Consider the following 25713-nt stretch of genomic DNA (forward strand, 5'->3'; position numbering starts at 1 on the left):
ACGTTGAAATTGTCAACGATTTTGGTGCGCAATCGCGGGGGTCGTTGCCAAACCGTGCTCGGCGCCGCTTCAGTTCCCATCAATGGAAATCGGCGAGCGCTCTGCGGCCCCGCGGCGCAGCATCGAAGAAACGACGGAAAGGTCGATGATGACATCCGAATCCCTCGCCGCGGCGATCGCCAGGACCGGCAGCCCGATCGAACTGCTGCGCAACCAGAATTGGCCCGCGTTCACGTTCCCCGTCGCGCCGGAGTTCACGAACTGGCGCGACGAGCAGCGCTCCTGGAACACCACGGTCGCCCTGATGGACCAGTCGCACCACATGACCCAGCTCTTCCTCAGCGGCTCGGACGTCATCGCACTGCTGCAGACCATCTCGCCGAACACGTTCGCCACGTTCCGCCCGGGCGTGGCCAAGCAGCTCATCTCGGTCAACGCCGAGGGATATCTCATCGGCGACGGCATCCTGTTCTACAACTCCACGGGCCATGAGGGGCTCGTGCTCATCGGGCATCATCTGCTGATCGACTGGGTGCGCTTCAACGTCGAGAAGGCGCAGCGCACCGGGGCGGACGTCCACGAGCGATTGGAGCCGAACTCACACATGCGGCAGGGCCCGCCGACGTTTTACCGGTACGAACTGCAGGGCCCGTTCGCGAACGAGGTCATGGCGAAGCTGTTCGGCGGGCCCGTCCCCGAGGTGAAGTTCTTCCACATCGGCGACTTCACGATCGCCGGCCGAGCAGTGAAGGGGCTGCGCCACGGGATGGCGGGGCAGCCGGGGTTCGAGTTCTTCGGGCCGTGGGCAGACAACGAGGTGGTTCTCGAAGCGATCCTCGCCGGCGGTGCCGAGTTCGGCATCCGTCGCGTCGGCGCGAAGGCCTACTCCGCGACGCCGCTCGAGTCCGGCTGGGTGCCCACGCCCTTCCCCGCCGTGTTCGGCGACGACATGGCCGACTATCGCGAGTGGCTGCCGGCCGCCCGCATCGGCTCGGTGGCCGGCTCGCTGTCGTCCGCGGACGTCCACGACTTCTACATGACGCCGTACGACCTCGGGCTCGGCCGGTCGGTGCGGTTCGACCACGACTTCCACGGGCGCGCTGCCCTCGAACAGCACTCCGCGGCACCCCGGCGGCGCAAGGTCACGCTGCTGTGGAACCCCGACGACGTCGCGGAGGTGGTGCGTTCGCAGGTCGAACCCGGCATCCCCGCGAAGTTCCTCGACTTCCCCAAGGCCCGGTACGGCCTGTTCCAGATGGACGAGGTGCTGCAGGGCGACCAGCGCGTGGGCATCTCGACGGATGCCGGGTACGTCGCGTACGAGCAGCTGTACATGTCGCTGGCGACCCTCGACACCGGGATCGACGACGGTGCCGAGGTCGAGATCGTGTGGGGTGAGCACCCCGTGTCGAAGAAGGACTCGGTGGATCAGAACCACCGCCAGGTCCGCATCCGCGCCACGGTCGCTCCCGCGCCCTACCAGGAGTGGGCCCGGACGGTCTATCGCGCCTGACCGCCCACCCCGCCGGGGCGACTCGGCACCGGCGGGTGTGTAGGGTCCTGGTGAGGAGGACGCGATGGCGCGGGGATCTGCAGGCGAGTCCGCCCTGCACCGGCATCTGCGGGTGCTGGACGCGTTCGACGCCCTCCGCCCGTTCCTCACCCTCGGCCAGATCGCGGCGACGGCCGACATGCCGATGTCCACCGCGCACCGGATCGTGGGCGAGCTCACCGCCGAGGGGCTGCTGGAACGGATGCCGGACCGCACCTACCGGTTGGGCATGCGGCTGTGGGAGTACGCGTCGCGCACCCCCGGCGCCCTGGGCCTGCGCGAAGTCGCCCGCCCCTGGCTCGAGGCGGCGCACGCCCGCATCCGGCAGCACGTGCAACTCGGCGTGCGCGCGGGCAGCGACGTGCTCTTCCTCGAGCGGATGTCGGCCCCGCAGGCGGTGCTCAACGCCACGGTGATCGGCGGCCGCATCCCGCTGCATGCTTCGTCCCTCGGTCTCGTTCTCCTCGCCCACGCGCCCGATGAGGTCGTCGACGAGGCGATCGCAGCGGGGTTGCGGGCGTACACGGCATCCACGATCACCACCTCGAGCGTGCTGCGAACGGTGCTGCGCCGCGTCCGGGCCGACGGTTTCGCCGTGGCGGCCGGGCACATCCACGAGGAGTCGCGCGGGGTCGCGGTGCCGGTGCGAGGCCCCGATGGCACCGTTTACGCCGCGATGGGCGCGGTCATCGCGAACGACGGCAGCGCCGAGGCCGCGGTCGTCGAGACGCTCCGGGTCGCCGCCGCTGGTGTCACCCGCGCCCTGCGCGCGGCCTACGCGTCCGGAGTCGATGACGACGGCCACGGGCCGCGACCGGATGCCGGCATTTCCGCGCGTTCCTGGGAGTACATCGCCGCCCTCGCGGCGCACCACGCGTGACGGCGCCCTACCGACCCCACCGCCGACGCTCGTCTGTCGGTCAGCGCCGGATGCGCATCGTGCCGGTGGGCGCGTCCGACCCGACCAGCGGCGCCAGCTCCGCCTGAAGCCGGGGCAGATCCACCTTGCCGTGCGGGCTGCGCTCGAGGGAATCCCGGACGAACAGGTGCCGGGGCTTCTTGTATCCGGCCAGGCGGGCGTCCAGGTGCGCCCGCAGCGCCTCGGCATCGAGCTCGGCGTCGGGCCCTGCCACGATCACGGCCGTCACCAGCTCGCCGTAACGCAGGTCCGGCACCCCGAACACGACCGCGTCCACGATGCCGGGGAAGGCGACGAGGGCATCCTCCACTTCGGCCGGGTAGACCTTCTCCCCACCGGTGTTGACCACGGCGCTGCCCCGGCCGAGCAGTTCCACCGTGCCGTCGCCGCGGGCCACCGCCCAGTCCCCCGGCATCACGTGGCGCACCCCGTCGATCACCGGGAACGTCGCCCGGGTCTTCTCCTCGTCGCCGAAATATCCCTTCGGCAGCGTGCCGCGGAAAGCGAGGACGCCGCGCCCGCCCGCGATGTGCTGCACGTCGCGCAACTCGTCGTCCAGCACGACGGTTCCCGGCAGCAGCCGCAGCTCGCCCGGCAGGTCGGCGACCGAAGTGGTCTCGTTCACGGCATACGGTCCCCCCTCGGTCGAGGCGAGCAGATCGGTGATCGTGATCGCAGCGTGCGCATGCCACCGGCGCTTCACCGCGGGACTGAACCGCATCCCCGAGCTGATCATCGAGTTCACGCGCCCGAACCCGTCGAGTCCGGCTCGCTCCACCGCCTCCACCAGCGGCAACGCCACGGCGTCACCCGCCACGATGAGGCGCGTGGCGCCCGCGTCCACGGCGAACCGCGCGGCGGCATCCGGGTCGAAGCGGGGCGACGCGATGACGAGCACCGTGCCACCCAGGACGAGCGTGTTCATCGACGTGAACAGCGCCGTGCCGTGCATGAACGGCGACAGCGGCAGGGTGACCACCCGCGGTATCGCGGGGTCGCTCGCCACCGCGATGGCCTCCGCCATCGACTCCGGCACGGGAAGACCGGCTGTCGTATAGATCGAGTAGCTCTGCACGGCGAGGATGTCCTCCGCGCCCCACACGACCGCCTTCGGCCGGCCGGTCGTGCCGCCGGTGTACAGCCGCAACTCCCCTCCCGGTGGCGGCGTGGCCGGCAGCTCGCCGCCGCCAGCGACGACGTCCGCCCACGCCGAGTGAGTATTCGCGCTGCCGAGTGAGTATTCGCCGTCCCGAGTGAGTATTCGCGTTGCCGTGTGGGCGGCATCCGCAGCCGCGACCTCCCCCGCGGGCCCGTCATCGATCACCACGAACATCGGCGCGTCCGGCCAGTGCGCAACGGCATCACGAACCACGTCCGAAAGCGACGTCGGGTACACCAGCACCCGAGCCCGCGAATCCTCCAGCAGCGCACGCACCTCCGGTGCCCGGTACCGGTAGTTCATCGGCACCGGAGCGATCCCGGTCGCCAGACACGCGAACAGCCCTACGACGTATTCGGGTCGGTTGTACAGGAGCATCGCGACGGCCTCGCCCGGTTGCACGCCCCGCTCACGCAGGTAGCGCGCGAACGCCCCCGCCTCGGCGAGCAACCGTCCATACGTCATCGTCTCGGCCGGCGTCACGACCGCGGGGCGCTGCGGGACTGCGCGCGCGACGGCCTGCCAGACGTCGCTGTAGTGCCCCTTCATCCGAACCCCTTCGTTCGATGCCGGTCCTGCGACTACAGCGTGCCGGTGGTCCGCCAGCCGCCGTGGTACTCCTGACGAGCGGTCTGCGCGTACGGCACCGGGCTGACCACGGCACGCACCGCGATCTGCTCGTGCGGTTCCACGGTGGCCTTTCGCGAGCCGCCGTTCGGCTCGCCCCACACCACGCGCACCTCGGCGCCGATCGGGACATCGCGGTCGACAGTGGCCAGCGACAGCCCGCGCTTCTCATTCGCCGTCACCCCGGTGAACAGCGACAGCCCCACGGTGTTGCCGTCGGCGTCGATCACCGCGTCGTAGTTGGATGAGCCGTAGTTCGCGTTGGGCAGGTCGAAGAACTGGTACCCCACTCCTTCACGGTCGATGACGCTCGTCAGGATCTTCGCGAGGTCCTCGTCATTCCAGGCCAGCGTCACTTTTTTGCGCTGGACCCCGGGGTCGACCTTTTCGAGGGCATCCCGTCCGATGAAGTCGTGGTCGAACTTCACGAACGAGCCATAGCCGAGCTCCCACGGGGTGAGGTAGTAGTCCTCGATGTCGTCCGAGACGAAGGAGCCCGCCAGCGCGTTGATGGCCTCATAGCTGTTCGCCGGAAGCCATTCGCGATAGGCGCGCTCGGCGTCGCTGGAGTAGATCGCCGGCAGCGGCGACGGCACCCAGCCCGACTCGAGCGTGTTCGACGAATAAGCCCGCGACCCGCAGGGTTCGATCCCGAATTCGCGGCCGGCTTCGAGCACGGCATCGCGGATCCGCTCGTTCTGCTCGTACGGCCCCCAGATCTCGAGCCCCGGCGCTCCCGCCATGCCGTGGCGCAGCGTCCGCACCCGCTCGCCGGCGATGGACATCTCGCCCATGTGGAAGAACTTCACCTTCTCCAGCGCGCCGCCGTTGAGCCGCTCGATGATGTCCCAGGCGTTGGGCCCCTGGATCTGGTACCGGTAGTAGTCGCGGTGCACCGCCGCGCCGTACGGCCGCGACGGCGACCGGTCGTCGTAACGGAACTGCACGTCGTATCCGCCGGTCTCGGCATGGAACTGCAGCCAGTTCGCCACTGGAGCGCGACCGACGTACACGTACTCGTCTTGCGCTTCGTGGAACAGGATGCCGTCGCCGATGACGCCGCCGTTGGATGCCGTCGGCACGAACTGCTTGGCGGTGCCTACCGGGAAGTTCGCGAACGAATTGATGCCGGTGTCGCTGAGCAGTTGCAGCGCGCCCGGACCGGAGAGGAAGAAGTTGACCATGTGGTGCGTCTGGTCGTAGAGCACCGCGGTCTCCCGCCACGCCTTCTGCTCCCGCCGCCAGTTCGAGAACTCCGCCGGGACGACGGGGTAGATGTAGGTGCCGAGCTGGGAGTCGCGGAGCATCTGGACGACGTTCCCCTTCTCGTCCAGCAGCTCCTGCAGGTTGCGTGCCATTGGGTGTCCCTCTCGACTTCGTTGTCTGATTGGCCTAGCCGCGATCGTACGGAGGCAATTTACCTCTGTCCATAGTGGTTTTCGTCGCCATGATTGTAAACAAAATCTTGACCAGTCCGCCAGGGTTGTGATTCGCTGGGCCCGACCGATGGTGGACAGGAGTGGATATGCCGCACAGCACCCCGTCGATGCTCGTCGTCAGCGCCCATGCCGGCGATTTCGTCTGGCGGGCCGGCGGCGCGATCGCGGCAGCGACGGCACGCGGCGAGCGGGCGAGCGTCGTGTGCCTCAGCTACGGCGAACGGGGCGAATCGGCGAGCCAGTGGCTGCAGGGCAAGTCGCTGGATGAGATCAAGGACATCCGCAGGGCGGAGGCCCAGGCGGCCGCCGCGGCGCTGGGCGCCGAGATCGAGTTCCTGGATCTCGGTGACTACCCGCTGCTCGAGTCCCCCGAGGCAGTCGCCTCGCTGGTGGACGTGTATCGGCGCGTGCAGCCGACGGTGGTGCTCACCCACACCCTGGCCGATCCGTACAACGGCGACCACCCCGCCGCGGCGCGCATGGCGCTGCAGGCGCGCGTCCTCGCGCAGGCGATCGGCGTCGCGGGCTCCGACGGCACGTTCCCCTCGAAAGACGACGTCATCGGCGCCCCGCCGGTGTTCTTCTTCGAGCCGCATCAGCCCGAACAGTGCGGCTTCACGCCCGACGTGCTGCTGGACATCACCGAGGCGTTCGCTGCCAAGCGCGCCGCGATGGAGAGCCTGCCTGCGCAACAGCACATGTGGTCGTACTACACCGACCTCGCCGTGCGCCGCGGCGTGCAGCTCAAGCGCAACGCCGGGCCGAACCTCGGGCTGGCCCACGACACGATGGGCGAGGCTTACATGCGCTACTTTCCGCAGGTCACCGGGGTGCTGGAATGACGCACGTCGTCGTGACGGACATCGCACGGGCGGATGCCGCGACCGCCGCTGCCCTCGCCGAGTTCGGCTCCGCGACCGTGCATGAGGCGCTGGGCCGGCTCGGTTACGCGGGGTCCCGCATCCGGCCGATCCAGCAGGGCACATCGATCTCCGGCACCGCGATCACGGTGCGCGTCGCCGCCGGCGACAACCTGATGGTGCACGCCGCGATCGAGCAGGCCCGCGAGGGAGATGTCATCGTCGTCGTCCCGGTCACCGACTCGGCATACGGGTTCATCGGGGAGCTGATGGCCACGCAGATGCAGACCCGCGGCGTTCGGGCGTACATCACCTCTGGGGGCGTCCGCGACACGCAGGAACTGCGGCGCATGGGCTTTCCGGTGTGGACGGCGCACATCAGTTCGGAGGGCACCGTCAAGGACACCGCCGGCTCGGTCAACGTGCCGGTGTTCCTCGGATCCGCCGAGGTGCGCCCCGGCGACGTCGTGGTCGCCGACGACGACGGCGTGACGATCGTGCCGCGGGAACGCGCGGATGCCACGCTCACGGCGGCCCGCGCCCGCGCCCAGAGCGAGGCGGCGAAGCGCGCACGCTACCGGGCCGGTGAGATCTCCATGGACATCAATCGGCTGCGCCCCGTGCTGGCCGACCTCGGTGTGCAGTTCGTGACGCAGGCGGAGTATGACCGTGGCGGCCGCTGAACCCGCGCGCGACGGCATCCGCTGCATGCTGATGCGCGGCGGAACGTCCAAGGGCGCGTTCTTCGTGGCTTCCGATCTGCCCGCCGATCCCGGCGACCGCGATGACCTGCTGCTGCGCATCATGGGCAGCCCCGACCCGACCCAGATCGACGGGCTGGGCGGGGCGCACCCGCTGACGTCGAAGGTCGCCGTCGTTTCGGCGTCCCCGCATCCGGACGTCGACGTCGACTACCTGTTCCTGCAGGTCGCGGTGGCCGAACCCGTCGTCGCAGACGCCCAGACCTGCGGCAACCTGCTCGCCGGTGTCGGACCGTTCGCCCTCGAGCGGGGGCTGATCACCGCCACCGACGCCGAGACGACCGTGCGCATCCGCCTGCTGAACACCGGCGACATCGCCACGGCGACCTTCCCGACACCGCACGGGGTCCCTGATTACGACGGTGACACCGCGATCGACGGCGTCCCGGGCACGGCGGGGCGAATCGCGATCGACCTCACCGGCGGCGACAAGCCGCTGCTGCCGACCGGACAGGTGGCAGAGGAGATCGACGGTCATCGGGTCACGCTCATCGACAACGGGATGCCGGTCGTGCTGCTCCGCGCCGACGAGTTCGCCGTGACCGGCGAGGAGTCCCCTGCCGACCTCGAAGCCCGCACCGACCTGCACGCTGCGCTCGAGCGCATCCGCCTCGAGGCGGGATCCCGCATGGGCCTCGGGGATGTCGCCGCGCAGACGGTGCCGAAGCTGATCCTGCTCTCGCCCCCTCGCCGCGGCGGGGCGATCGCGACGCGGGCGTTCATCCCGACCCGTGTGCACACCTCGATCGGCGTGCTGATGGCGGCATCGGTCGCCGCCGGCATCCGCCTCCCCGGCGCCGTCGGTGCAGACATCGCCCGGCTCGATTCGGATGCCACCGACATCGAGCACCCCACCGGCACGTTTCCCGCCGCGGTCACCGTGACGGAGGATGCCGACGGTCGCTGGCAGGCGTCATCGATGTCGGTGCGCACCGCCCGCAAGATCTTCGACGGCGCGGTCTTCCCGCGTCCCCGTCGCTAGCACTGTCAGAGAGGACAGGCCATGGCCACCAGCGAGAATTACGACATCGCCCATCTGGGCGGGATCGAGCTGTTCACCCCGAAATTCGAGGAGAGCCTGCACTTCTTCCGCGACCTGCTGGCGATGCGGGAGATCGCCCGGATCGGCGACTCGGCGTATCTGCGCTGCTGGGACGAGTACCAGCTCTACACGCTCAAGCTCACGGCATCCGACACGAACGGGGTGGGGCGCACGCTGTACCGCGCGTCCGGCCCCGAGGCCCTCGAGCGCCGGGTCGCGGCGATCGAACGCAGCGGTCTCGGGCACGGCTGGCGCGAACCCGAAGTAGGAGTCGGGCGGTCGTACGAGTTCGAGGACCCGGACGGGCACCTCATGGGCATCCACTACGACACCGAGCTGTACGTCCCGGACGATGAGGACCGCCCGGCGCTGAAGAACCAGGCATCCGCCTTCCCCGGTCGCGGCGTGAACGTGCGGCGGATGGATCACATCAACTACCTCGCCGCCGATGTCGATGCGGCAGGCGACTTCTGGAGCGAGGTCATGTGCGCCCGGGAGTCGGAGCGGGTGCGCCTGGACTCCGGCCGGTTCGGCGCGCGGTGGTTCCGGTTCAACCAGAAGTCGTACGACGTGGTCTACTCCGACGACTGGACCCGCCAGCGCGGCCGCTTCCACCACTTCGCACTCGCGCCCGACACCCGCGAGGACATCCTCAAGGCCGCCGACATCTTCCTGGAGAACGGCGTGCACATCGAGTACGGACCCTACAAGCACGCCATCAACCAGACGTTCTTCCTGTACGTCTGGGAACCGGGCGGCAACCGCATCGAACTGGCGAACGCCGGTGCGCGCCTGCTGCTGGACCCGGATTGGCCGACCGTCGAATGGACGCAGGCCGAACGCGCCAAGGGCCAGGCGTGGGGCATGAAGACCATCCCGACCTTCCACACCCACGGCACGCCGTACGTGGAGGGACAGGAAGAGCTCGACCGCAAGGCTCTCGCCGGCGAACTCTGACCCGGATCCGGCGCGGGCTCAGCCCCAGACGCTGCCGGCGATGTCGACGACCGACCGCACCTTCGCCCACTGCTGGTCCTCGGTGAGCGTGTTGCCCTCCTCGGTGGAGGCGAATCCGCACTGCGGGCTCAGCGCCAGTTGCGCCAACGGAGCGTGATGGGATGCCTCGTCGATGCGGCGGCGCACCTCGTCGGCATCCTCGAGTTCACCGGTCTTGGTCGTGATGAGCCCCAGCACGACGGTCTTGTCACCCTCGGGCAGGAACCGCAGGGGCTCGAAGCCGCCGGCACGCTCACTGTCGTACTCGAGGAAGTAGCCGTCGTACCCGGTGTTGCCGAGCAGCTGCTCGGCAACCGGCTCGTAGCCGCCGGAGGAGATCCAGGTGGAGCGGAAGTTGCCGCGACACACGTGCGTCGTCACCGTCAGGTCGTCGGGCTTGCCGTCGAGGATGCGGTTGAGCAGCCGCGCATAGCGCTCGGCGATGCCGTCGGTGTCGATGCCGCGCTCGCGCGCCTTCTGCAGCTCGACGTCCGAACACAGGTAGGCCCACGCGGTGTCGTCGAACTGCAGGTAGCGCGCCCCGGCGTCGTAGAACGCAGCCAGGGCGTCGCGGTACGTCTGCACCAGGTCGTCGGTGATCGCGGCGTGGCCGTCGTACACCGCGGGATCGATGTGCCCGGGCTCCACCCGGAAGTCCAGGACGGTCGGCGACGGGATGGTGAACTTCGGCGTCGCACCGGTCGCCGCCACGTCGTTCTGCAGCGCGCGGAAATGCGCGAGGAACGGGTGGTCGGCGGGGAAGCCGATGGGCCCGGAGATCTCGATGCCGCGGGGCTTGGTCTGCACCCCCTGGAACTGGATGCCGTGGTCGAGTTCGACGATGTCGACACCGTCGAGCAGACCGAAGAAGTCGAAATGCCACCACGAGCGGCGGAACTCCCCGTCGGTCGCGACCTGCAGTCCGTTGTCGGCCTGCTGCCGCACGAGGGTCGCGATGGCCTCGTCCTCCACGGCGCGCAGCTCGGCGTCGCCGAGCGTGCCTTCGTTGTGTCGGCGGCGCGCGTCGGCGACCGCCGCGGGACGAAGGAAGCTGCCGACGATGTCGGCTCGGAACGGCGGGCGGCTGGTCATGCTGCGATGCTACGCCGCGGCATCCGGTCACCTCGGGCCCGATGACGCGAACGGTAATGTATGCGGCCCGCACGTCGTGTGACGGTGCGCTGCGGCGACGCCGCCGTCAGGCGCCGAAAACGGGATGGGCCGCATCGAACTGCGCGCGGAGGTACTTCGGCGCCTGCACGCGCCAGGCCTCGGTCACCAATTCCACGAGGTGGTCGGCGTCGATTGCGGCCATGCGGAACGCGACCTTCGGTTCGCTCCACCGCGTCGTCGTTCGCAGGAACACATCGGGCGCCATCTCCACGAGTGCCAGCGCGTCGGCACGGTCGGCGACCTTCACCCCGACCACGGGCTCGGCGGCGATGATCGCGCGCATGTCCTCGGGAATGCTCGGCCAGGGGTGGCACTCCCACGCGTAGAGCTTGTTGCGCACGAACCAGGCCGCACCGCCGGTCATGCCCCGCTCCTGGCTGCCGGGCAGCCCGCGGGCGATGCGACGCACGTCATCCAGGCTGGCCATGACGCGAACGTACTCGTCACCCCCGACACGGCGGTTGAGGCGAGTCGCAGCCGACTCAGGCCGCCGGCGTCACATGACTGTGCACGCAGTGCCACGCGTCGCCGGAGCGGACGAAGACATCCGTGGTCCACTCGTCCGCCTCGTAGGTCCGGCCGTCGAGGTGCGCGGTGTTGACCACCCGCGCCAGCACGATTCCGACCGGCCCGTACCGCCGCACGTCGACGTCACCGACGGCGTGCATACGGGAATGCGTGAGCCGGCCGGAGCGGACCACGTCGAGGAACTGTTCTCTTGTCGTCACCCCGTCGGCATCCACTAATCGCCACTCGGGGCCGATGAACGACGCGATCCGGTCCGCGTCGTTCGATACGATCGCCGCCGCGAACTCCGCCGCGAGCGCGCGCAGGTCGCCGGCCGGTTCTTCGGACGTCATCGCCACGACGCCCGCCCTCCCCCGGATGCGTCCCACTCCGTGACCAGGCGCGCCGGAGCGGTCACCCGAAACGACGCGTCGATCAGCTCGGCGATCTCGTCCCAGCCGGCATCGGCGAGGTCGATGCCGAGCCAGCCCGACGCTCCGAGAGACCCGGGAACGAAAAAGCGGTCGTCCGCGCGCAGCGCCGGTTCGTCATCGGGATCGGGCCGTACCAGGATCGCGTGATCATGGCTGAGCCAATCGCCCTTGCCGCGCCGCTGGCCCCCGCCGAAGTAGCAGAACGTGCGAACGGTGAAGAAGTTCGGCCGGCCGTGACTGATCCGCTCCTGCGCGCCGGGGTATGCCATGCACACGACCCGCACCCGCTCCAGCAGCGGATCGTCCGGATCGAACATCAGCGGATGCTCCATGCCGACATCCTGTCGCGCTCACGGCGGCCGGACCACCCCGAGCGCCACACGAGAAACCACTTCTCGGATGAGAAATCACGCATCGCGTGGTTTCTCATCCAGAATGTGGTTTCTCGACGGCGGCGGCGAGCGCCACGGCTCAGTAGACGTACTCCATGAGCTCGACGCCGAGGGTGCGGAAGGCGTCGTGGGCGCGCAACCGGTGCGCGATCGACAGATCGTCGAACGCCACCAGCAGGGCATAGGCCACGCCGGCGCGGGGACCGGCGAGCACGCCGGCCTCGGAGCGGATGCCGTCACCTCGCCCGGTCTTGTTGACGAACAGCAGCCCGTGGGCGTCGTCCTCGTGCGCGAACGGGTCAAGACCGGTAGCGGATGCCACCAGGGTGAGATCCACGTTGAGGCTCAGCCACTCCGACACCTGCGCGCTGACCCCGGGCGAGACGGTCTGCGTGTTGACGAGGGAGGCGAACAGCGACGCGAACTCCCGCGCGGTGCCGACGGCCACGTGCGGGGCGTCGTCGGGCCCGCGCTCGTTGCGGAATCCATCGAGCAGCGCCGTCTGGTCCAGCCCCAGCTCCTCGAGGCGGGCGCGCACCGCGTCCAGTCCGACCCGGCCGAGCAGCGCGTTGGCAGCCAGCGCGTCGCCGGTGGCCGAGGCGAGCACGGCGAGGTCGGCCAACGGCAGTGCCGGCGCCAGCAGGTGCTGCCACACTCCCGCCACCGCCACCCGCGGCAACCGTTCCCGGTCGATGATCTCGAGCCGGTCCAGCCGGCCCTCCTCGAACGCCGCCGCCGTCTCGATGAGCAGCGGCACGATTCCAAGCCCTGCCACCGGCAGGGTCTCGTGGTCGTCCCCCGCGAGCAGGGTCGCCCCGCTGTCCAGGTCATCCACCCGCACCGACACGCGCGCGCCGGAGGCGGCGAGGTCGTCCAGGGCCTTCCAGGTCGCCGTGAACGAGCGGCGTGTGGCAGCCGCGCGACGCGGCCGGCGGTGGCCGCCGCGACGCGATTGCTGCGTCTCGCTGCTGCGTTGCGGGTCGGGGATGCCCACGCGTGCGTCCTTCCACTGACGAGGCGATGCGCTCACATCGATCGTACGTCTGGGTGAAGCGGCGAGGGTTACCAGATGGTTACGCGTTCCTCCGGGGGCAGCCAGAGCGCGTCGCCTTCGGTGACGTCGAAGGCGTCGTAGTACGCGTCGATGTTGCGCACGATCTGGTTGCAGCGGAACTCGTTGGGCGCGTGCGGGTCGATCGTCAGCAGCCGGATCGTCTCGGCATCCCGTCCCTTCTGCTGCCAGATCTGCGCCCAGCTCAGCAGCAGACGCTGGATGCCGGTGTACCCGTCGATCACGGGCGCGTCGACCGGGTCGCCGTCGATGCCCGCACCGCGCGACAACGCGTATGCCTTGAGCGCGATGCCCAGGCCCCCCAGGTCGCCGATGTTCTCGCCGATCGTGAGGGCGCCGTTGACGTGATGGTCGGGTGTGAGCCCTTCGGGCACGAGCTTGTCGAACTGGGCGATGAGGGTGGCGGTGCGCTCCTCGAAGGCGGCACGGTCGGCATCCGTCCACCAGTCGCGCAGCGACCCGTCGCCGTCGAAACGGCTGCCCTGGTCATCGAAGCCGTGACCGATCTCGTGACCGATCACCGCGCCGATGCCGCCGTAGTTTGCCGCCGCGTCGCGGTCGGCGTCGAAGAACGGGTACTGCAGGATCGCGGCGGGGAACACGATCTCGTTCATGAGCGGGTTGTAGTAGGCGTTCACCGTCTGCGGCGTCATGAACCATTCGTCGCGGTCGACGCTCTGGCCCACCCGCGCCACCTGGCGGTCGTGCTCCCAGACATGCGCGCGCCGCACGTTGCCGAGGAGGTCGCCGGCGTCGATGTCGAGGGTCGCGTAGTCCTTCCACTTGACCGGGAAGCCGATCTTGGGGGTGAAGGCGTCGAGCTTGGCCAGGGCGCGCTCCCGGGTCTCGGGGCTCATCCACTCCAGGCCCCGGATCGACTGCCGGTAGGCCTCGACGAGGTTGGCGACCAGTTCGTCCATCGCCATCTTCGCGGCGGGCGGGAAGTGACGCTCGACGTACACCTTGCCGACGGCCTCACCCAGCGCCGCCTCGACGAGACCGACGCCACGCTTCCACCGGTCACGGTTGACCGGAACGCCGGTCAGCTGCGTGCCGTAGAAGGAGAAGTTCTCCTCGACGAACTCGTCGGACAGGAACGCCGCCGAGCCGTGGACGATGTGCAGCCGCAGCCACGCCTTCCAGTCCTCGAGCCGCTCGGGCACGAGCAGAGTACCGAGCCCCTCGAGGTAGGACGGCTGGTTGACGTTGACCTCAGCGAACGCCTCGCGGCGCCCCGGCGCGAGGGCGTCGAGCCAGGGGTCGAGGTCGACCGCTACCAGCGAGCGGATGTCGTCCCAGGTCTTGAGGTTGTAGGTGGCCACGGCGTCGCGGCTGCGCACCTTGTCCCAGTGGTGGGCGGCCAGCTCGGTCTCCAGCGCCACGACCCGGTCGGCCTGCGCGGCGGCATCGGCCACCCCCGCCAGCTCCAGGATGCGCTGCACGTGCGCGCGGTGCGCGGTGCGGGTCTCGGCGAAGGACTCCAGCCGGTAGTAGCTCTCGTCCGGGAGGGACAGCCCGCTCTGCAACGCGAAGGGGACGTAGCGCTGCGGGTTGCCGGGGTCGGGCTCGATGTACAGGCCGATGAAACCGCCCACGCCATCGCGTTCGAGCCCGCCGACGGTGGCCAGCAGCTCCGGGATCGACGAGATCGCGTCCACGCCGTCCAGGTGCGGCCGCAGCGGCTCGGCGCCGAGTTCGGCGATGCGCTCGGTGTCCATGAAGCTCGTGTACAGGTCGCCGATCTTGCGCGACTCGGTGCCCGGCTGCGCATCCTGCGCCTCTTCGATGATCGCGCGGACGTCCTTCTCGGCCTGCTCGGCGATGAGGTGGAACGATCCCCAACGCGCCTTGTCGTCGGGGATCTCGGTGCGAGCCAGCCACGCGCCGTTGACGTGGCGGAACAGGTCGTCCTGGGGGCGGATCTCGGGGCTCAGATCGTCGAGCGCGAGGCCGGAGGGGAGGGCGTCGGTCATGCGTCCAGGATAGGGGGCACGCGGATGCCGGCCGGTCGCGACCGGTTCAGCGGACGATGCGCATGCGCAGCACGTCGGTGTGCTGCACCGTGACGCCGTGGGCGAGACAGGTGTCGTCATCGGACAGGGTGAACTGCTCGGTGCGCAGCACCGGCGCGCCCACCGCGATGCGCAGGTCGGCCGCCTCGAGTTCACGCGCGGCGACCGCCTCCACCTCGGTGGAGGTGTGCGTCACGATGCCGGGGATGTGCGCGTCGAGCATGTCGAACAGGCCCGACTCCAGACTCGTCATCGCGCTCGGGTCGATCGTGACGCCGCCGATCGTCGTGGGAATGTGCTCGATCATGAGCGCCGAGGGCACGCCGTCCACGGCGAACAGCCGCTCCACGCGCCAGACCTGCTCGTCCGGCCCGGTGCGCAGGGCCCGCGCTGCCGTCGGCTCCGGGGTCGCCAGTTCGTAGTGCGCGCGCAGCAGTGCCACCTCGTGCCCGGCTGCCCGCACCCGCTCGCGATACGACTCGATCGCCGCCATGCTCAGCGACGACGTGGACCGCGGCACGCTGACGAACGTGCCTACCCCCCACGTGCGGGTGACCGCCCCCTCGGCCGCGAGCGTGCCGAGGGCCTCGCGCACCGAACCACGACTGACGTCGAGGCCCTCGGCGAGCTGCTTCTCGTTCGGCAGTCGATCGCCGATCTGATATTGCGTGGCGATGAGCTGTCGCAACTGTGCGACCGTGCTGTCCACAACGCTGTCACGCTTGGCCATCGGATCCCATCACTGAAGGTCGCTGAACACCGCCCTGCTCCGGTTCTACCAGACCTCGTCCAGCACGCGCAGGGCATTTCCGCCGAGGACCTTGACGATGTCCTCGTCGCTGTACCCGTTGGCGACCAGCCAAGAGGTGATGTTCCAGAAGTTCTCCCCCGGGTTCTCCAGTCCCTCGACGTATTCGACGCGGGGGTGCGCGATGCCGTCGGGGGACTTCTGCGCGTAGTTTCCGGCGTACGCACGGTGCACGGCGACGTGGTCGCCGAACATCGTGTCAGGGCCGAACGACACGTGGTCGATGCCCACGAGATCGACGCAGTAGCGGAAGTGGTCCATGACCGAGTCGATCGAGTGGGTGGGGTGCGCGTCGGAGAGCGTGGTGTGCGGCGCCGCCTCCAGTCCGATCAGCCCGCCGCGCTCGGCGCACGCGATGATCGTCTCGTCGGACTTCATCCGGTCGATCGGCCACACCGAACGGGCACCGGCGTGGGTGATCATCACCGGCACGGCAGAGTGCTCGATGGTCTCCAGGCACGTGCGGTCACCGGAGTGGGAGATGTCGATGAGCATGCCGAGCTTGTTCATGCGCTCCACGGCACGTCGGCCGAAGTTCGTCAGACCAGCGTCGTCGCGCTCACTGAGCCCCGAGCCGAGCATGTTGGACTGCGAGTAGGCGATGCCCAGCTGTCGCACCCCGAACCCGTAGAGCATGTCGATGCGGTCCAGCTCGTTCTCGATCATGGTGGAGCACTCGAAGCCGGCGATCAGCGCCACCGTGCCGTCGCGCTTGGCGTCGCGGATGTCCTGCGTGGACGTGGCCAGGCGCACGTAGTCCTGCTTGGCGAGGTCGGCCAGGCGGAAGCCGAGCGCGTAGATCATGTCGTCCCACTTCCAGCCGTGCTGGCTGGTGACGCACGAGGCGCCGGCCATGAAGTTGTCGATCACGGCGGTGAGCCCGGAGTGGGCGAGCCCGCGATACCCCGTGCGCTGACGGCCGGTGCGGTTGTAGCGACGGATCTGGTCGCCGTCCTCCGGCAGCACGATCGCGTGCTCGTGCAGCGACAGCACGATGTTGTCGGCCATCAGGCGTGCCGCGCGCGCGGCATCCGCCTCAGACAGATCGATCCGATACGCGGGCACGCGGCCCACCTCTTCGGCCAGCTCGAAGTGCTGGTAATCGGCGCCGGGGGCAAGGTAGCCGTACGCCGTGTAGCCGTCGTAGGCGGCGGCGGGGGTGGTGGGCTGGACGGGGGTGGAGGCCATGGGTGTTCCTAGCGTGCGGTGGTGTTCGTGATGAGCGGGAAGTGGCAGGCGACCTCATCGGTCGTGCCGTGGCGTGGCCGGAGGACCGGCTCCTCGGTGGCGCAGCGGTCCTGGGCCTTCCAGCAGCGGGTGCGGAACCGACAGCCGCTGGGCGGATCGACCGGGCTGGGCGGGTCTCCCGCCAACAGCACGCGGGTCGTGCCCCGCAGGGCCGGGTCGGGAATGGGAACCGCCGACAGCAGTGCGGAGGTGTAGGGGTGGGACGGGGTGTCGTACACGGCGGCGTGATCGCCGATCTCGGCGACCCGGCCGAGGTACATCACGCCGATGCGGTCGGAGATGTGACGGACCACCGACAGGTCGTGCGCGATGAAGACGTAGGCCAGCCCGAGTTCGCGCTGCAGGCTCTGGAAGAGGTTGACCACCTGCGCCTGCACCGACACGTCCAGTGCCGAGACGGGCTCATCGCAGACGATGACCTCCGGCTCCAGCGTGAGGGCGCGCGCGATGCCGATGCGCTGCCGCTGACCGCCGGAGAACTGGAACGGGTACCGGTCGAGGTGATCGGGGTTGAGCCCGACAAGTTCCACCAGCTCCCGGATGCGCGCTTCACGGCGGGCGCGAGGCACCTGCTCGGGGTGGATGTGGAACGGCTGCAGCAGCGTCTCGCGCACCGTGCGGCGCGGGTTCAGCGACGAATACGGGTCCTGCAGCACGATCTGCACGCGGCGGCGCATGTCGTCGCGTGCCTTTCCGCGCAGCCGGTGCAGGTCGGCGCCGCGGAAGCGGACGCTGCCGGAGGTCGGCGTCTCCAGCCCCACGATGGTGCGCGCCAGGGTCGACTTGCCGCACCCCGACTCGCCCACGATGCCGAGCGTCTCGCCCTTGCGCAGGTCGAAGCTCACCCCGTCGAGGGCACGGACGACCTTGCCGCGCCCGCCGAAGCGGGCACCGCCCATCCCGAAGTGCTTCGTCAGCGCATCCACGCTCAGCACCACTTCACGCTCGTCCAACGAGCACCTCCTCCCGGCGGTGGCATGCGGATACCCGCGCCCCCGCCTCCCCCGGCGACACCAGCGCCGGGCGCTCGGTCGCGCAGATCGCGATGGCCGACTCGCACCGCGGGCGGAAGGAGCACCCCGGCCCGAGGTCGAGCAGGTTGGGCGGTGCGCCCGGAATGGCCCACAGGCTGTCGTCGTCGCGGTCGGGGCGCGGCATCGAGCGCAGCAGACCGCGGGTGTACGGGTGCGCGGGACGCTCGAACAGCTCGAAGATCGTGCCCCGCTCGACCAGCCGGCCGGCGTACATGACGGCCACCTGGTCGGCGACTTCGGCCACGACACCCAGGTCGTGGGTGATCAGCACCAGGCCCATTCCGGTTTCGGCCTGCAGCTGCACCAGCAGCTCCATGATCTGCGCCTGCACCGTCACATCCAGCGCGGTGGTCGGCTCGTCGGCGATCAGCACCTGCGGGTCCAGCGCGATCGCCATCGCGATCATGATGCGCTGGCGCATGCCGCCGGAGAACTGGTGCGGGTAGTCCTTCGCCCGCTGAGCGGCGGCGGGGATGCGCACCCGGTTCATCAGCTCGACGGCGCGATCCCACGCCTCCCGGCGCTTCATGCCGCGGCGCACGCGCAGCAGCTCCGCGATCTGGCCGCCGACGGTGTAGACCGGGTTCAGCGCCGACAGGGCGTCCTGGAACACCATCGCGATGCCCTCGGCGCTCACGGCCCGGCGGCTGGCGGCATCCATCGTCAGCAGGTCGCGACCGTCGAGGATGATCTCACCACCGGTCACCCGCCCTGGTGGGGTGTCCAGCAGTCCCATGATGGTCTGCGCCGTGACGGACTTGCCCGATCCTGATTCGCCGAGGATGGCGAGCGTACTGCCGGCAGGCAGATCGAAGCTGACGTCCTGCACGGCCTTGACGACGCCGTCGCGGGTGCGGAACTCGACCGACAGATCGCGGACGCTGAGGATGGGTTCGGTCACCGGCGCACCCCCGCGCGGTCGAGGAAGTCGCGCACGACCGCCTGGAACTTCTCCGGCTCCTCCAGTTGCGGCGAGTGCCCTGACTGCTCGAACACGACCAGCTCCGCCGCCGGGATGCCATCGGCGATCGCGGCGGATGCCTGCACCGGCGTACGCCAGTCGTGGCGCCCGACGACGACGAGGGTGGGGCACTGGATCTCGCCGAGCCGGCCGGTGAGGTCGTAGGCGGGCATGTTCACCCCGAACGCGGCGTTGTGCGTCGCGTAGTGGTAGCTCGTGGCCTGCGCCTTGCGCTCGGTGGCGGCCGGGTCGTAGGAGTGGTCGTACAGCGGCAGGATGCCACGCCAGTAGCGCTCGAACTCGGTGTTGTCGGCGAAGTGGCCGGTGCCGATCCGCGAGATCGTCCACTCGTCGATCGTGACCCGGTCGGTGGCACGCGCCCGCTCGACGGCGAGGTGGTCGTAGTCGGTGTTCGCCGCGGTGTCACGGAGGATGAGCGCCTGCACCCGCTCCGGGTGGGCGAGGGTGTACTCCATCGCGAGGAACCCGCCGTAGGAGCCGCCCGCCATCACGATCGTGTCCAGGCCCAGGTGCTCCCGGATGGCGTCGATGTCGGCGACCCACTGCGCGTGCGTGTACGGCGGGAGGTCCTCGGACTCCCCGGAGCCGCGGGCGTCGAACGTGACGATGCGGTACGCGTCGGCGAAGGGACCGAAGGAGCGCACCGGCTCGGAGCGGGAGCCGAGCCCCGGCGCGCCGTGGTGCACGATGATGGCCGGGGCGTCGTCGGGCCCGGAGACCTGCAGCTTCAGCCGTGCACCGTTGATGGTGTGGAAGTACTCGCTCACGTGATCACGTTCTCCTCGAGTTGGCGCGGATAGCGGGTGAGGCGTTCAGGGCCGACGGCGGTGACCAGCACCGAGTCGGAGATGCGGTAGCCGGCGTGCCCGGGCACGTAGATCCCCGGTTCGCTGGAGAGGATCATCCCCGGCACCAGCACGGTCGGGTCACCGTCCTCGACCCACGGCGGCTCGTGCTGGGCGATCCCGATGCCGTGGCCCAGGCGGTGGCGGATGTACTCGCCCATCCCGGCGTCGCGGATGACGTCGAGGGCCTCGGCGTTGACGTCCGCGCAGGTGCGACCGACGACCATCGCCTGCGTGCCGACCTCCTGCGCGCGCTGCGCGACGGCGTAGAACTCCCGCTGCTGGCGGCTGGGGGGACCGATGATGAAGGTGCGCTCGCTCTCGACGAAGCGGCTGGCCACCGCAGCGCCGAGGGACAGGATGAGGGTGTCGCCCACCTCGAGGCGTCGCCGGGACGGCAGGCCGTGGGGGCGAGCCGCGTTGGGGCCGGCGTACACCAGACCGCCGGCGAGCTTGGTGGTGTAGATGACGTGCGAGTACTGCGCGTACATGCGGTCGGTGCCGTACGCGATCACATGGCGGGCCAGGTCGCTCTCGGTGGGAAGCGGTGTGCCGCCGGCCAGCGCCTCTTCGATCAGCCGCCGCCCGGCATCCAGCATGTCGTCGCAGATCTCGGCCGCCTGCCGGTGCAGCGTGATCTCCTCGGGCTCCTTCACGACGCGCAGTTCCGACACGACCGCGGTGCGGGTGAAGGTGGTGCCAGGCAGCGCGTCGCCGAGCGCGTCACGGGCGCCGACGCTGAGCGAGGCGGTGACGCCGACGCGCTCACTGCGCACGCCGAGGTCGCGCAGCGCGGCGGCGAGGTGCGCCTCGGGGCGGGTGGTCCCGGGGTACTCGAAGTAGGTGCGTATCTCGGCCTGGATGTTCTGGGCCAGCGCGTAGTCGGCATCCAGCTCCGGCATGAGCACGAAGCGCGACCCGTCGGCGCCGAACCACAGGTACACGGGCCGCTCGGTCACGGCGTAGAAGAAGCCGATCAGGTAGGCCACGTCCGCCGGCGCGGTGACGATGATGCCGTCGAGGCCCCGTTCGGCCAGGCGCCGCCGCACGCGGTTCTGCACACGCTCGTAGAACTCATCGGGAAGTCTCATCTCATGCCTCCCGCAGTCGCGGGTCGCGCGAGTCGTTGTAGCGGATGCCGGCGACGGTGGCTGCCAGCACGAGCACGAGGATCGCCAGCGACGGGAACAGCGTCTGCCACCAGGCGGTCGCGATGACGCCGGAGCGCTGCGCGTTGAGCAGGATGCGACCCCACGACCAGGTGTTGGGATCCCCCATCCCCAGGAAGCTGAGGCCGGCCTCGGAGATCACCGCGCGCGCCGCCTGCAGCAGCACGCTCACGATCACCAGCGGCATGACCGCCGGCAGCAGTTCGGTGCCGAGGATCCGCAGCGGCTTGGCGCCGAGCACGCGGGCGCCGTCGATATAGGGCATGGACGACACCACGAGCGCGTTCGAGCGGATGAGGCGCGCCACCTCCGCCCACGACAGCACCCCGATGACGACGGTGAGTGTCAATACGCTCGGCCCCGCCAGCGCGGTGACGAGGATCATCAGGGGCAGCATGGGCAGCGACAGCATGACGTCGGTCAGGGTCGTCACGATCGGGTCGAGCCGGCGGACGTATGCGCCCAGCAGGCCCAGCCCGGTGCCGATGACGATGGCGATGAGGGATGCCGCGCCGCCGACGAGCAGGCTCACGCGCGTGCCCCACACGACCTGGGCGAACACGTCCTGGCCGAGGTCGTCGGTGCCGAACCAGTGCGAGAACGAGGGCGGCTGGAGGATGTCGGTGCCCAGCCCCGCGGGACGCTCGATGATCATCGGCCCGAAGACGGCGGTCAGCACGAACACCACCAGCACGCCGATGGAGATCCAGCCCGACGGGGCGGAGAAGAACCCTCCGCCGCGCCGTCGGCGCCGCGTGGTCAATGCGCCGAGCGTGGTCGGGGCAGGTGCGCTTGTGCTCATGTGCGGATCCTGGGGTTGAGGAACATGGCGATGAGATCGGTGATCAGGTTGGCGACGACCACCGTGACGGCCAGCAGCACGAACGCGCCCTGGAGCATCGGGTAATCCAGCTGCTGGACGGATTCGTAGATGAGCCGGCCGATGCCCGGATAGGCGAAGATCGTCTCGGTCAGCACCGCGCCGCCGACGAGGCTGCCCAGCTGCAGACCCATCAGGGTCAGAGCGGGGATGAAGGCGTTGCGCAGCCCGTGGTGCCACACCGTGCGGCGTTCGCTGAACCCGCGTGACCTGGCGCTTTTGATGTAGTCCTCACCGAGCACCTCGAGCATGTTGGTGCGCAGGGTCAGGGCATAAGGCCCCACCTGCACCACGACGAGGGACAGCAGGGGCAGCGCGAGATGCTGCAGCAGACTTCCGTATGCCGCCAGCCCCCGGGTATCCGGGTCGATCGCGCCGCCGATCGGGAACCATTGCAGGTTCGCGGCGAACACCACCAGCAGCAGGATCGCAACGCTCGGGACGAACAGGGCGTTGCTGGTGATGCCGAGGAACTGCACGAGCTTGTCGACGAGCTTGCCGCGTCCCACCGCCGCGTACACGCCCAGCGGGATGCCGATGAGGATGGTCAGCGCGAACGCGGAGCCTGCCAGCAGCAGCGTCCACGGCAGCCGCTCCAGCAGGATGTCCAGCACCGGGGTCAGCTGGCGGAACGACACCCCGAGGTTGCCGGTGAGCAGCTGCCCGAGGTACAGGACGTACTGCACGAGCAGCGGCTCATCCAGTCCGTACCGCTCGCGCAGCGCCGCCTGCATCTCGGGCGTCATGTCGCCCTCCACGACGAGGAGGGTGGGGTCTGCCGGCAGCAGCCGCAGCAGGAAGAACGTGATGGTGACGGCGATCCAGATCGTCAGCACCGCCCGTAGGAACTTCTTCGATGCGTAGCGCAGCATGGTTTGCCCTCCCTCCTCGTCGTGTCGTGGTCGTTCTTTTACAGCGCGCGGACCTGGGCGAGCGAGTAGCCCGTCACCATGCCCAGCAGGTCGCTGGGCGAGGGGTCGAAGCCCTCGAACCGGTCGCCGCGGTAGGCGAAGCGGAACGTCTCGACGTACAGGGGCGTCAGCAGCGCCTGGTCGTGGACGTACTCGTCGATCGCCTGGATCTTCTCCGCGAACTCGTCCTGGTCGATCGTCACGGCCGCGTCGTTGATGAGCGCGTCCAGCTCGGCATCCTGCACCAGGTTGTAGTTGATGCCGCCCGGGTTGGACGACAGGTAGGTGCTGCGCAGCTGGTCCATGGGGTTGTCGAAGACGCCCCACTGCGACAGGTCGATGTCGTACTCGCCGTTCTTGGTGCGCGAGAGGAACGTGTTGCGCTCGATGCACGCGAGCGACAGGTTGATGCCTGCCGCAGCGGCATCCTCCCGCACGACCTCCGCCACCCGGGAGAGGTTGGCGTTGGACTGGTCGCAGAGGATCTCGAACGACAGCTCGTCGAACATGCCGTCACCGTCGGCGTCGGCGTAGCCGGCCTCCTCGAGCAGTTCGCGCGCGGCATCCGGGTCGAACGCGTACGGCTCCACGTCGGGGTTGTCGAAGCCGGGGAAGATCGGGCCGATGGGTCCGGCCATCTGCTCGCCGTCGCCCTGCAGGATCGTGGCGATGATCGATTCGGTGTCGACCACCATCGACAGCGCCTGCCGCACCGGCTGCTCCGCGAGCACCGGGTGCTGCATGTTGTAGGTCAGGTGCGCGAAGCCGAGCGCGCCGACCTCGGCCATCTCGATGTTGGGGTCGGACTCCAGCGAGGCCACCGCCGAGGCGGGGACGGAGTTGCCCATCAGGTCGATGTCACCGTTGCGCAGCGCGAGGAGCATCGTGTTGACGTCGGGGTACACGACGTATTCGACGGTCTCCACCTGCGCGCCGCCCTCGGGGGCGTAGGGGTAGTTCTCATTGGCCTTCATCGTGTACCGCTGGCCGCGGGTCATGGAGTCCAGCACGTACGCGCCGGCACCGACCCAGTTGGAGTCGTTCGCGAAGCCGGCGAGGTCGTCGACCTCACCGAACAGGTGCGCCGGGACGACCCGCATCCAAAAGCCCACGCCTTCCGCGAACGGCGCGTAGGGCTCGGTGAGCCGGAAGATCACGGTGTGGTCGTCGGGCGTCTCGATGGACTGCACCCAGGTGAGCTTGGCTGCGACGTTTCCGAGCTGGTTGTCGATGATCGCCTGCGCGGTGAAGCGCACGTCCTCGGAGGTGACCGGCTCGCCGTCGGTCCACTCGTAGTCGTCGCGCAGCGTGAAGATCACCGTGGCGCCGTCGTCCTCGAGCTCGTAGCCCTCGGCGAGTTCGGGCACCTTCTGGCCGCTCGAGTCGATGCGCATCAGCTGCGGGTACATCGCGTTGAGGATCCAGCTGTCGGTCTTGGACAGCGACCCCAGCGGGTTGAAGTTGGCGACGTCGGTGGTGGTGCCGATGCGCAGCGTCGCTCCGCCTTCGGCTCCGGCCGGTTCCGGCTCGTCGGCGTTCAGGGCGCAGCCGCTGAATATCAGGGCGGCTGCGGCGATCGCCGCGACCGCGGCGAATCCTCTTCTTGTCTTCATTTGTTACCAGACCTCTCTCAACACACGAAGAACGTTGGTTCCGATGACTTTGCGGATGTCCTCGTCGCTGTACCCGTTCTTGACGAGCCAGCCGACGATGTTGGTGAAGTTCTCCGCGGGGTTCTCCATGCCGGCCACGTAGGGCACCCGGGGGTGCTCGACGTGCCCGTGCGCCTGCTGGATCGTCAGATGGCCGGAGAAGGAATCGTGGAGACCGACGTGGTCTCCGAAGTTGGTGTCAGGCCCGAATGCGACGTGGTCGATGCCGACCAGGTCGACGCAGTACCGGAAGTGGTCCATGACGGATTCGAGCGAGTGCTCGGGGTGTTCCGCCGACAGCGTGGTGTGGGGAGCGGCTTCGATGCCGATCACGCCGCCGCGTTCGGCGCAGGCGACGATGACGTCGTCGGGCTTCATGCGGTTGGTGGGCCACACGGCGCGGGCTCCGGCGTGGGTGATGAAGATCGGCACCGACGATGCTTCGACGACTTCCCGGCTGGTGCGGTCCGAGGAGTGCGAGATGTCGATGGCCAGGCCCAGCTTGTTCATGCGCTCGACCGCGCGGCGACCGAAGTTGGTCAGCCCGCCGTCGGTGGGCTCGGCAAGACCCGACCCCAGCTGGTTCGCCATGGAGTACGCGATGCCGATCTGGCGGATCCCGAGACCGTAGAGGATGTCGAGGCGGTCGAGTTCGTTCTCGATGGCCGTCGCCGCCTCGAGTCCGGCCACGAGGGCGATGCGGCCGGTGGCCTTGGCCTTCTCGAGGTCGGCGACCGTGCGGGCCAGCACGACGTGGTCCTGCTGGGCGACGTCGGCGAAGCGCAGTCCGATGTCGAAGATGACGTCGTTCCACTTCCAGCCGCTCTCGCTGGTGACGCAGTTGGTGCCGTTCATGAAGTTGTCGAAGTATGCCGACATCCCCGACCGTGCGAGCCCGGCGAACCCCATGGCGTTGCGACCGGTGTGGTTGTACTCGCGCAACTCGTACGGATCAGCCGTCAGGATCTTCGGGTGCTCGTGCAGCGAGATCGCGTGCTCGTCGTGGAGGATCCGGGTCACGCGCACGGTCTGCTCTTCGTCGAGACCGAGGTCGTACGAGGGCACCCGGTCGAACTCGGTCGCCAGTGCGAAGACGCGGTAGTCGGCGTGCGGCTCCAGGTAGTCGAACGACGTGTAGCCGGTGTAGCGCGGGCTGGGCTCTTGCATGTCACTCCAGTGGTAGGACCTCTAACCTCTCCGACTATAGGGGTGGCGGTTCGGGTACATCAGCCACCGGCG

24 protein-coding genes are annotated in these 25713 nt (G+C 69.2%); 6 read left to right on the forward strand and 18 right to left on the reverse strand.

The genetic code is table 11. The features are described from left to right. Positions 1 to 148: 148 nt before the first annotated feature. Together QNO11_RS15355 and QNO11_RS15360 are read left to right on the forward strand one after the other, a co-directional pair. Positions 149 to 1513, forward strand: a complete 1365-nt coding sequence (locus QNO11_RS15355) for an aminomethyl transferase family protein (RefSeq protein WP_257507399.1) — start codon at positions 149 to 151, stop codon at positions 1511 to 1513. Between the two features lie 64 nt (positions 1514 to 1577). Then, a complete protein-coding gene (locus QNO11_RS15360; RefSeq protein ID WP_257507398.1) occupies positions 1578 to 2432 on the forward strand; it encodes an IclR family transcriptional regulator in 855 nt (284 codons plus the stop codon). 40 nt (positions 2433 to 2472) lie between these two features. Here QNO11_RS15360 and QNO11_RS15365 read toward each other — a convergent pair whose 3' ends face one another. Together QNO11_RS15365 and ligM are read right to left on the reverse strand one after the other, a co-directional pair. Further along, positions 2473 to 4179 carry an AMP-binding protein gene (locus QNO11_RS15365; RefSeq protein ID WP_257507397.1) on the reverse strand — a complete coding sequence of 569 codons (1707 nt, stop codon included), beginning with the start codon at positions 4177 to 4179 and terminating at the stop codon, positions 2473 to 2475. 32 nt (positions 4180 to 4211) lie between these two features. Next, positions 4212 to 5615: a vanillate/3-O-methylgallate O-demethylase gene (gene ligM / locus QNO11_RS15370; RefSeq protein ID WP_257507396.1), complete on the reverse strand. Its 1404-nt coding sequence runs from the start codon at positions 5613 to 5615 to the stop codon at positions 4212 to 4214. A 167-nt stretch (positions 5616 to 5782) separates the two neighbouring features. Between ligM and QNO11_RS15375 the strand changes: the two genes are divergently transcribed. Genes QNO11_RS15375 through QNO11_RS15390 form a run of 4 tightly spaced genes read left to right on the forward strand, consistent with a single transcriptional unit; the run spans position 5783 to position 9316 of the window. After that, on the forward strand, positions 5783 to 6538 hold the full coding sequence (locus QNO11_RS15375) for a PIG-L deacetylase family protein (protein ID WP_257507395.1): 756 nt from the start codon (positions 5783 to 5785) through the stop codon (positions 6536 to 6538). Continuing rightward, positions 6535 to 7239 carry a 4-carboxy-4-hydroxy-2-oxoadipate aldolase/oxaloacetate decarboxylase gene (locus QNO11_RS15380; protein WP_257507394.1) on the forward strand — a complete coding sequence of 235 codons (705 nt, stop codon included), beginning with the start codon at positions 6535 to 6537 and terminating at the stop codon, positions 7237 to 7239. Before QNO11_RS15375 ends, QNO11_RS15380 begins: the two co-directional genes overlap by 4 nt. Further along, complete coding sequence (locus QNO11_RS15385; RefSeq protein ID WP_257507393.1) at positions 7226 to 8299, forward strand: 4-oxalomesaconate tautomerase; 1074 nt, start codon at positions 7226 to 7228, stop codon at positions 8297 to 8299. The genes QNO11_RS15380 and QNO11_RS15385 overlap by 14 nt, the downstream gene beginning before the upstream one ends. 21 nt (positions 8300 to 8320) lie before the next feature. Beyond that, positions 8321 to 9316 carry a VOC family protein gene (locus QNO11_RS15390; protein WP_257507392.1) on the forward strand — a complete coding sequence of 332 codons (996 nt, stop codon included), beginning with the start codon at positions 8321 to 8323 and terminating at the stop codon, positions 9314 to 9316. A gap of 18 nt (positions 9317 to 9334) precedes the next feature. Here the strand turns inward: QNO11_RS15390 and QNO11_RS15395 are convergent, their stop codons facing one another. The 16 genes from QNO11_RS15395 to QNO11_RS15470 form a co-directional block, all read right to left on the reverse strand. Next, positions 9335 to 10447, reverse strand: coding sequence for a 5-methyltetrahydropteroyltriglutamate--homocysteine S-methyltransferase (locus tag QNO11_RS15395; RefSeq protein ID WP_257507391.1), 1113 nt, complete (start codon positions 10445 to 10447; stop codon positions 9335 to 9337). 106 nt (positions 10448 to 10553) lie between these two features. Beyond that, a complete protein-coding gene (locus QNO11_RS15400; protein ID WP_257507390.1) occupies positions 10554 to 10955 on the reverse strand; it encodes an MmcQ/YjbR family DNA-binding protein in 402 nt (133 codons plus the stop codon). 55 nt (positions 10956 to 11010) lie between these two features. After that, positions 11011 to 11388, reverse strand: coding sequence for a nuclear transport factor 2 family protein (locus QNO11_RS15405; protein ID WP_257507724.1), 378 nt, complete (start codon positions 11386 to 11388; stop codon positions 11011 to 11013). Further along, entirely contained in the window at positions 11385 to 11801 is a 417-nt protein-coding gene (locus tag QNO11_RS15410; protein WP_257507389.1) for an MmcQ/YjbR family DNA-binding protein, read from the reverse strand. The genes QNO11_RS15405 and QNO11_RS15410 overlap by 4 nt, the downstream gene beginning before the upstream one ends. A 139-nt stretch (positions 11802 to 11940) precedes the next feature. Then, on the reverse strand, positions 11941 to 12849 hold the full coding sequence (locus QNO11_RS15415; protein ID WP_374113782.1) for a serine hydrolase: 909 nt from the start codon (positions 12847 to 12849) through the stop codon (positions 11941 to 11943). A 74-nt stretch (positions 12850 to 12923) separates the two neighbouring features. Further along, a complete protein-coding gene (locus QNO11_RS15420; RefSeq protein ID WP_257507388.1) occupies positions 12924 to 14906 on the reverse strand; it encodes a M13 family metallopeptidase in 1983 nt (660 codons plus the stop codon). 46 nt (positions 14907 to 14952) lie between these two features. Beyond that, a complete protein-coding gene (locus tag QNO11_RS15425; RefSeq protein WP_257507387.1) occupies positions 14953 to 15675 on the reverse strand; it encodes a GntR family transcriptional regulator in 723 nt (240 codons plus the stop codon). A gap of 45 nt (positions 15676 to 15720) precedes the next feature. Further along, entirely contained in the window at positions 15721 to 16941 is a 1221-nt protein-coding gene (locus tag QNO11_RS15430) for a dipeptidase (RefSeq protein WP_257507386.1), read from the reverse strand. 8 nt (positions 16942 to 16949) lie between these two features. Continuing rightward, positions 16950 to 17954 carry an ABC transporter ATP-binding protein gene (locus tag QNO11_RS15435; protein ID WP_374113774.1) on the reverse strand — a complete coding sequence of 335 codons (1005 nt, stop codon included), beginning with the start codon at positions 17952 to 17954 and terminating at the stop codon, positions 16950 to 16952. Further along, a complete protein-coding gene (locus QNO11_RS15440) occupies positions 17941 to 18936 on the reverse strand; it encodes an ABC transporter ATP-binding protein (protein ID WP_257507385.1) in 996 nt (331 codons plus the stop codon). The genes QNO11_RS15435 and QNO11_RS15440 overlap by 14 nt, the downstream gene beginning before the upstream one ends. Beyond that, positions 18933 to 19784, reverse strand: a complete 852-nt coding sequence (locus QNO11_RS15445) for an alpha/beta fold hydrolase (RefSeq protein WP_257507384.1) — start codon at positions 19782 to 19784, stop codon at positions 18933 to 18935. The genes QNO11_RS15440 and QNO11_RS15445 overlap by 4 nt, the downstream gene beginning before the upstream one ends. Beyond that, entirely contained in the window at positions 19781 to 20953 is a 1173-nt protein-coding gene (locus QNO11_RS15450) for a M24 family metallopeptidase (protein WP_257507383.1), read from the reverse strand. Before QNO11_RS15450 ends, QNO11_RS15445 begins: the two co-directional genes overlap by 4 nt. 1 nt (position 20954) lies before the next feature. After that, on the reverse strand, positions 20955 to 21833 hold the full coding sequence (locus tag QNO11_RS15455) for an ABC transporter permease (protein WP_257507382.1): 879 nt from the start codon (positions 21831 to 21833) through the stop codon (positions 20955 to 20957). Further along, the gene (locus tag QNO11_RS15460; RefSeq protein WP_257507381.1) at positions 21830 to 22783 is read right to left on the reverse strand and encodes an ABC transporter permease; all 954 of its coding nucleotides are present in this window, start codon (positions 22781 to 22783) and stop codon (positions 21830 to 21832) included. The genes QNO11_RS15455 and QNO11_RS15460 overlap by 4 nt, the downstream gene beginning before the upstream one ends. Positions 22784 to 22821: 38 nt before the next feature. Next, on the reverse strand, positions 22822 to 24435 hold the full coding sequence (locus QNO11_RS15465; RefSeq protein ID WP_257507380.1) for an ABC transporter substrate-binding protein: 1614 nt from the start codon (positions 24433 to 24435) through the stop codon (positions 22822 to 22824). A 3-nt stretch (positions 24436 to 24438) separates the two neighbouring features. After that, on the reverse strand, positions 24439 to 25641 hold the full coding sequence (locus QNO11_RS15470) for a dipeptidase (RefSeq protein ID WP_257507379.1): 1203 nt from the start codon (positions 25639 to 25641) through the stop codon (positions 24439 to 24441). Between the last annotated feature and the right edge of the window lie 72 nt (positions 25642 to 25713).

The sequence above is a fragment of the Microbacterium sp. zg-B96 genome (assembly GCF_030246865.1).
GTDB lineage: Bacteria > Actinomycetota > Actinomycetes > Actinomycetales > Microbacteriaceae > Microbacterium.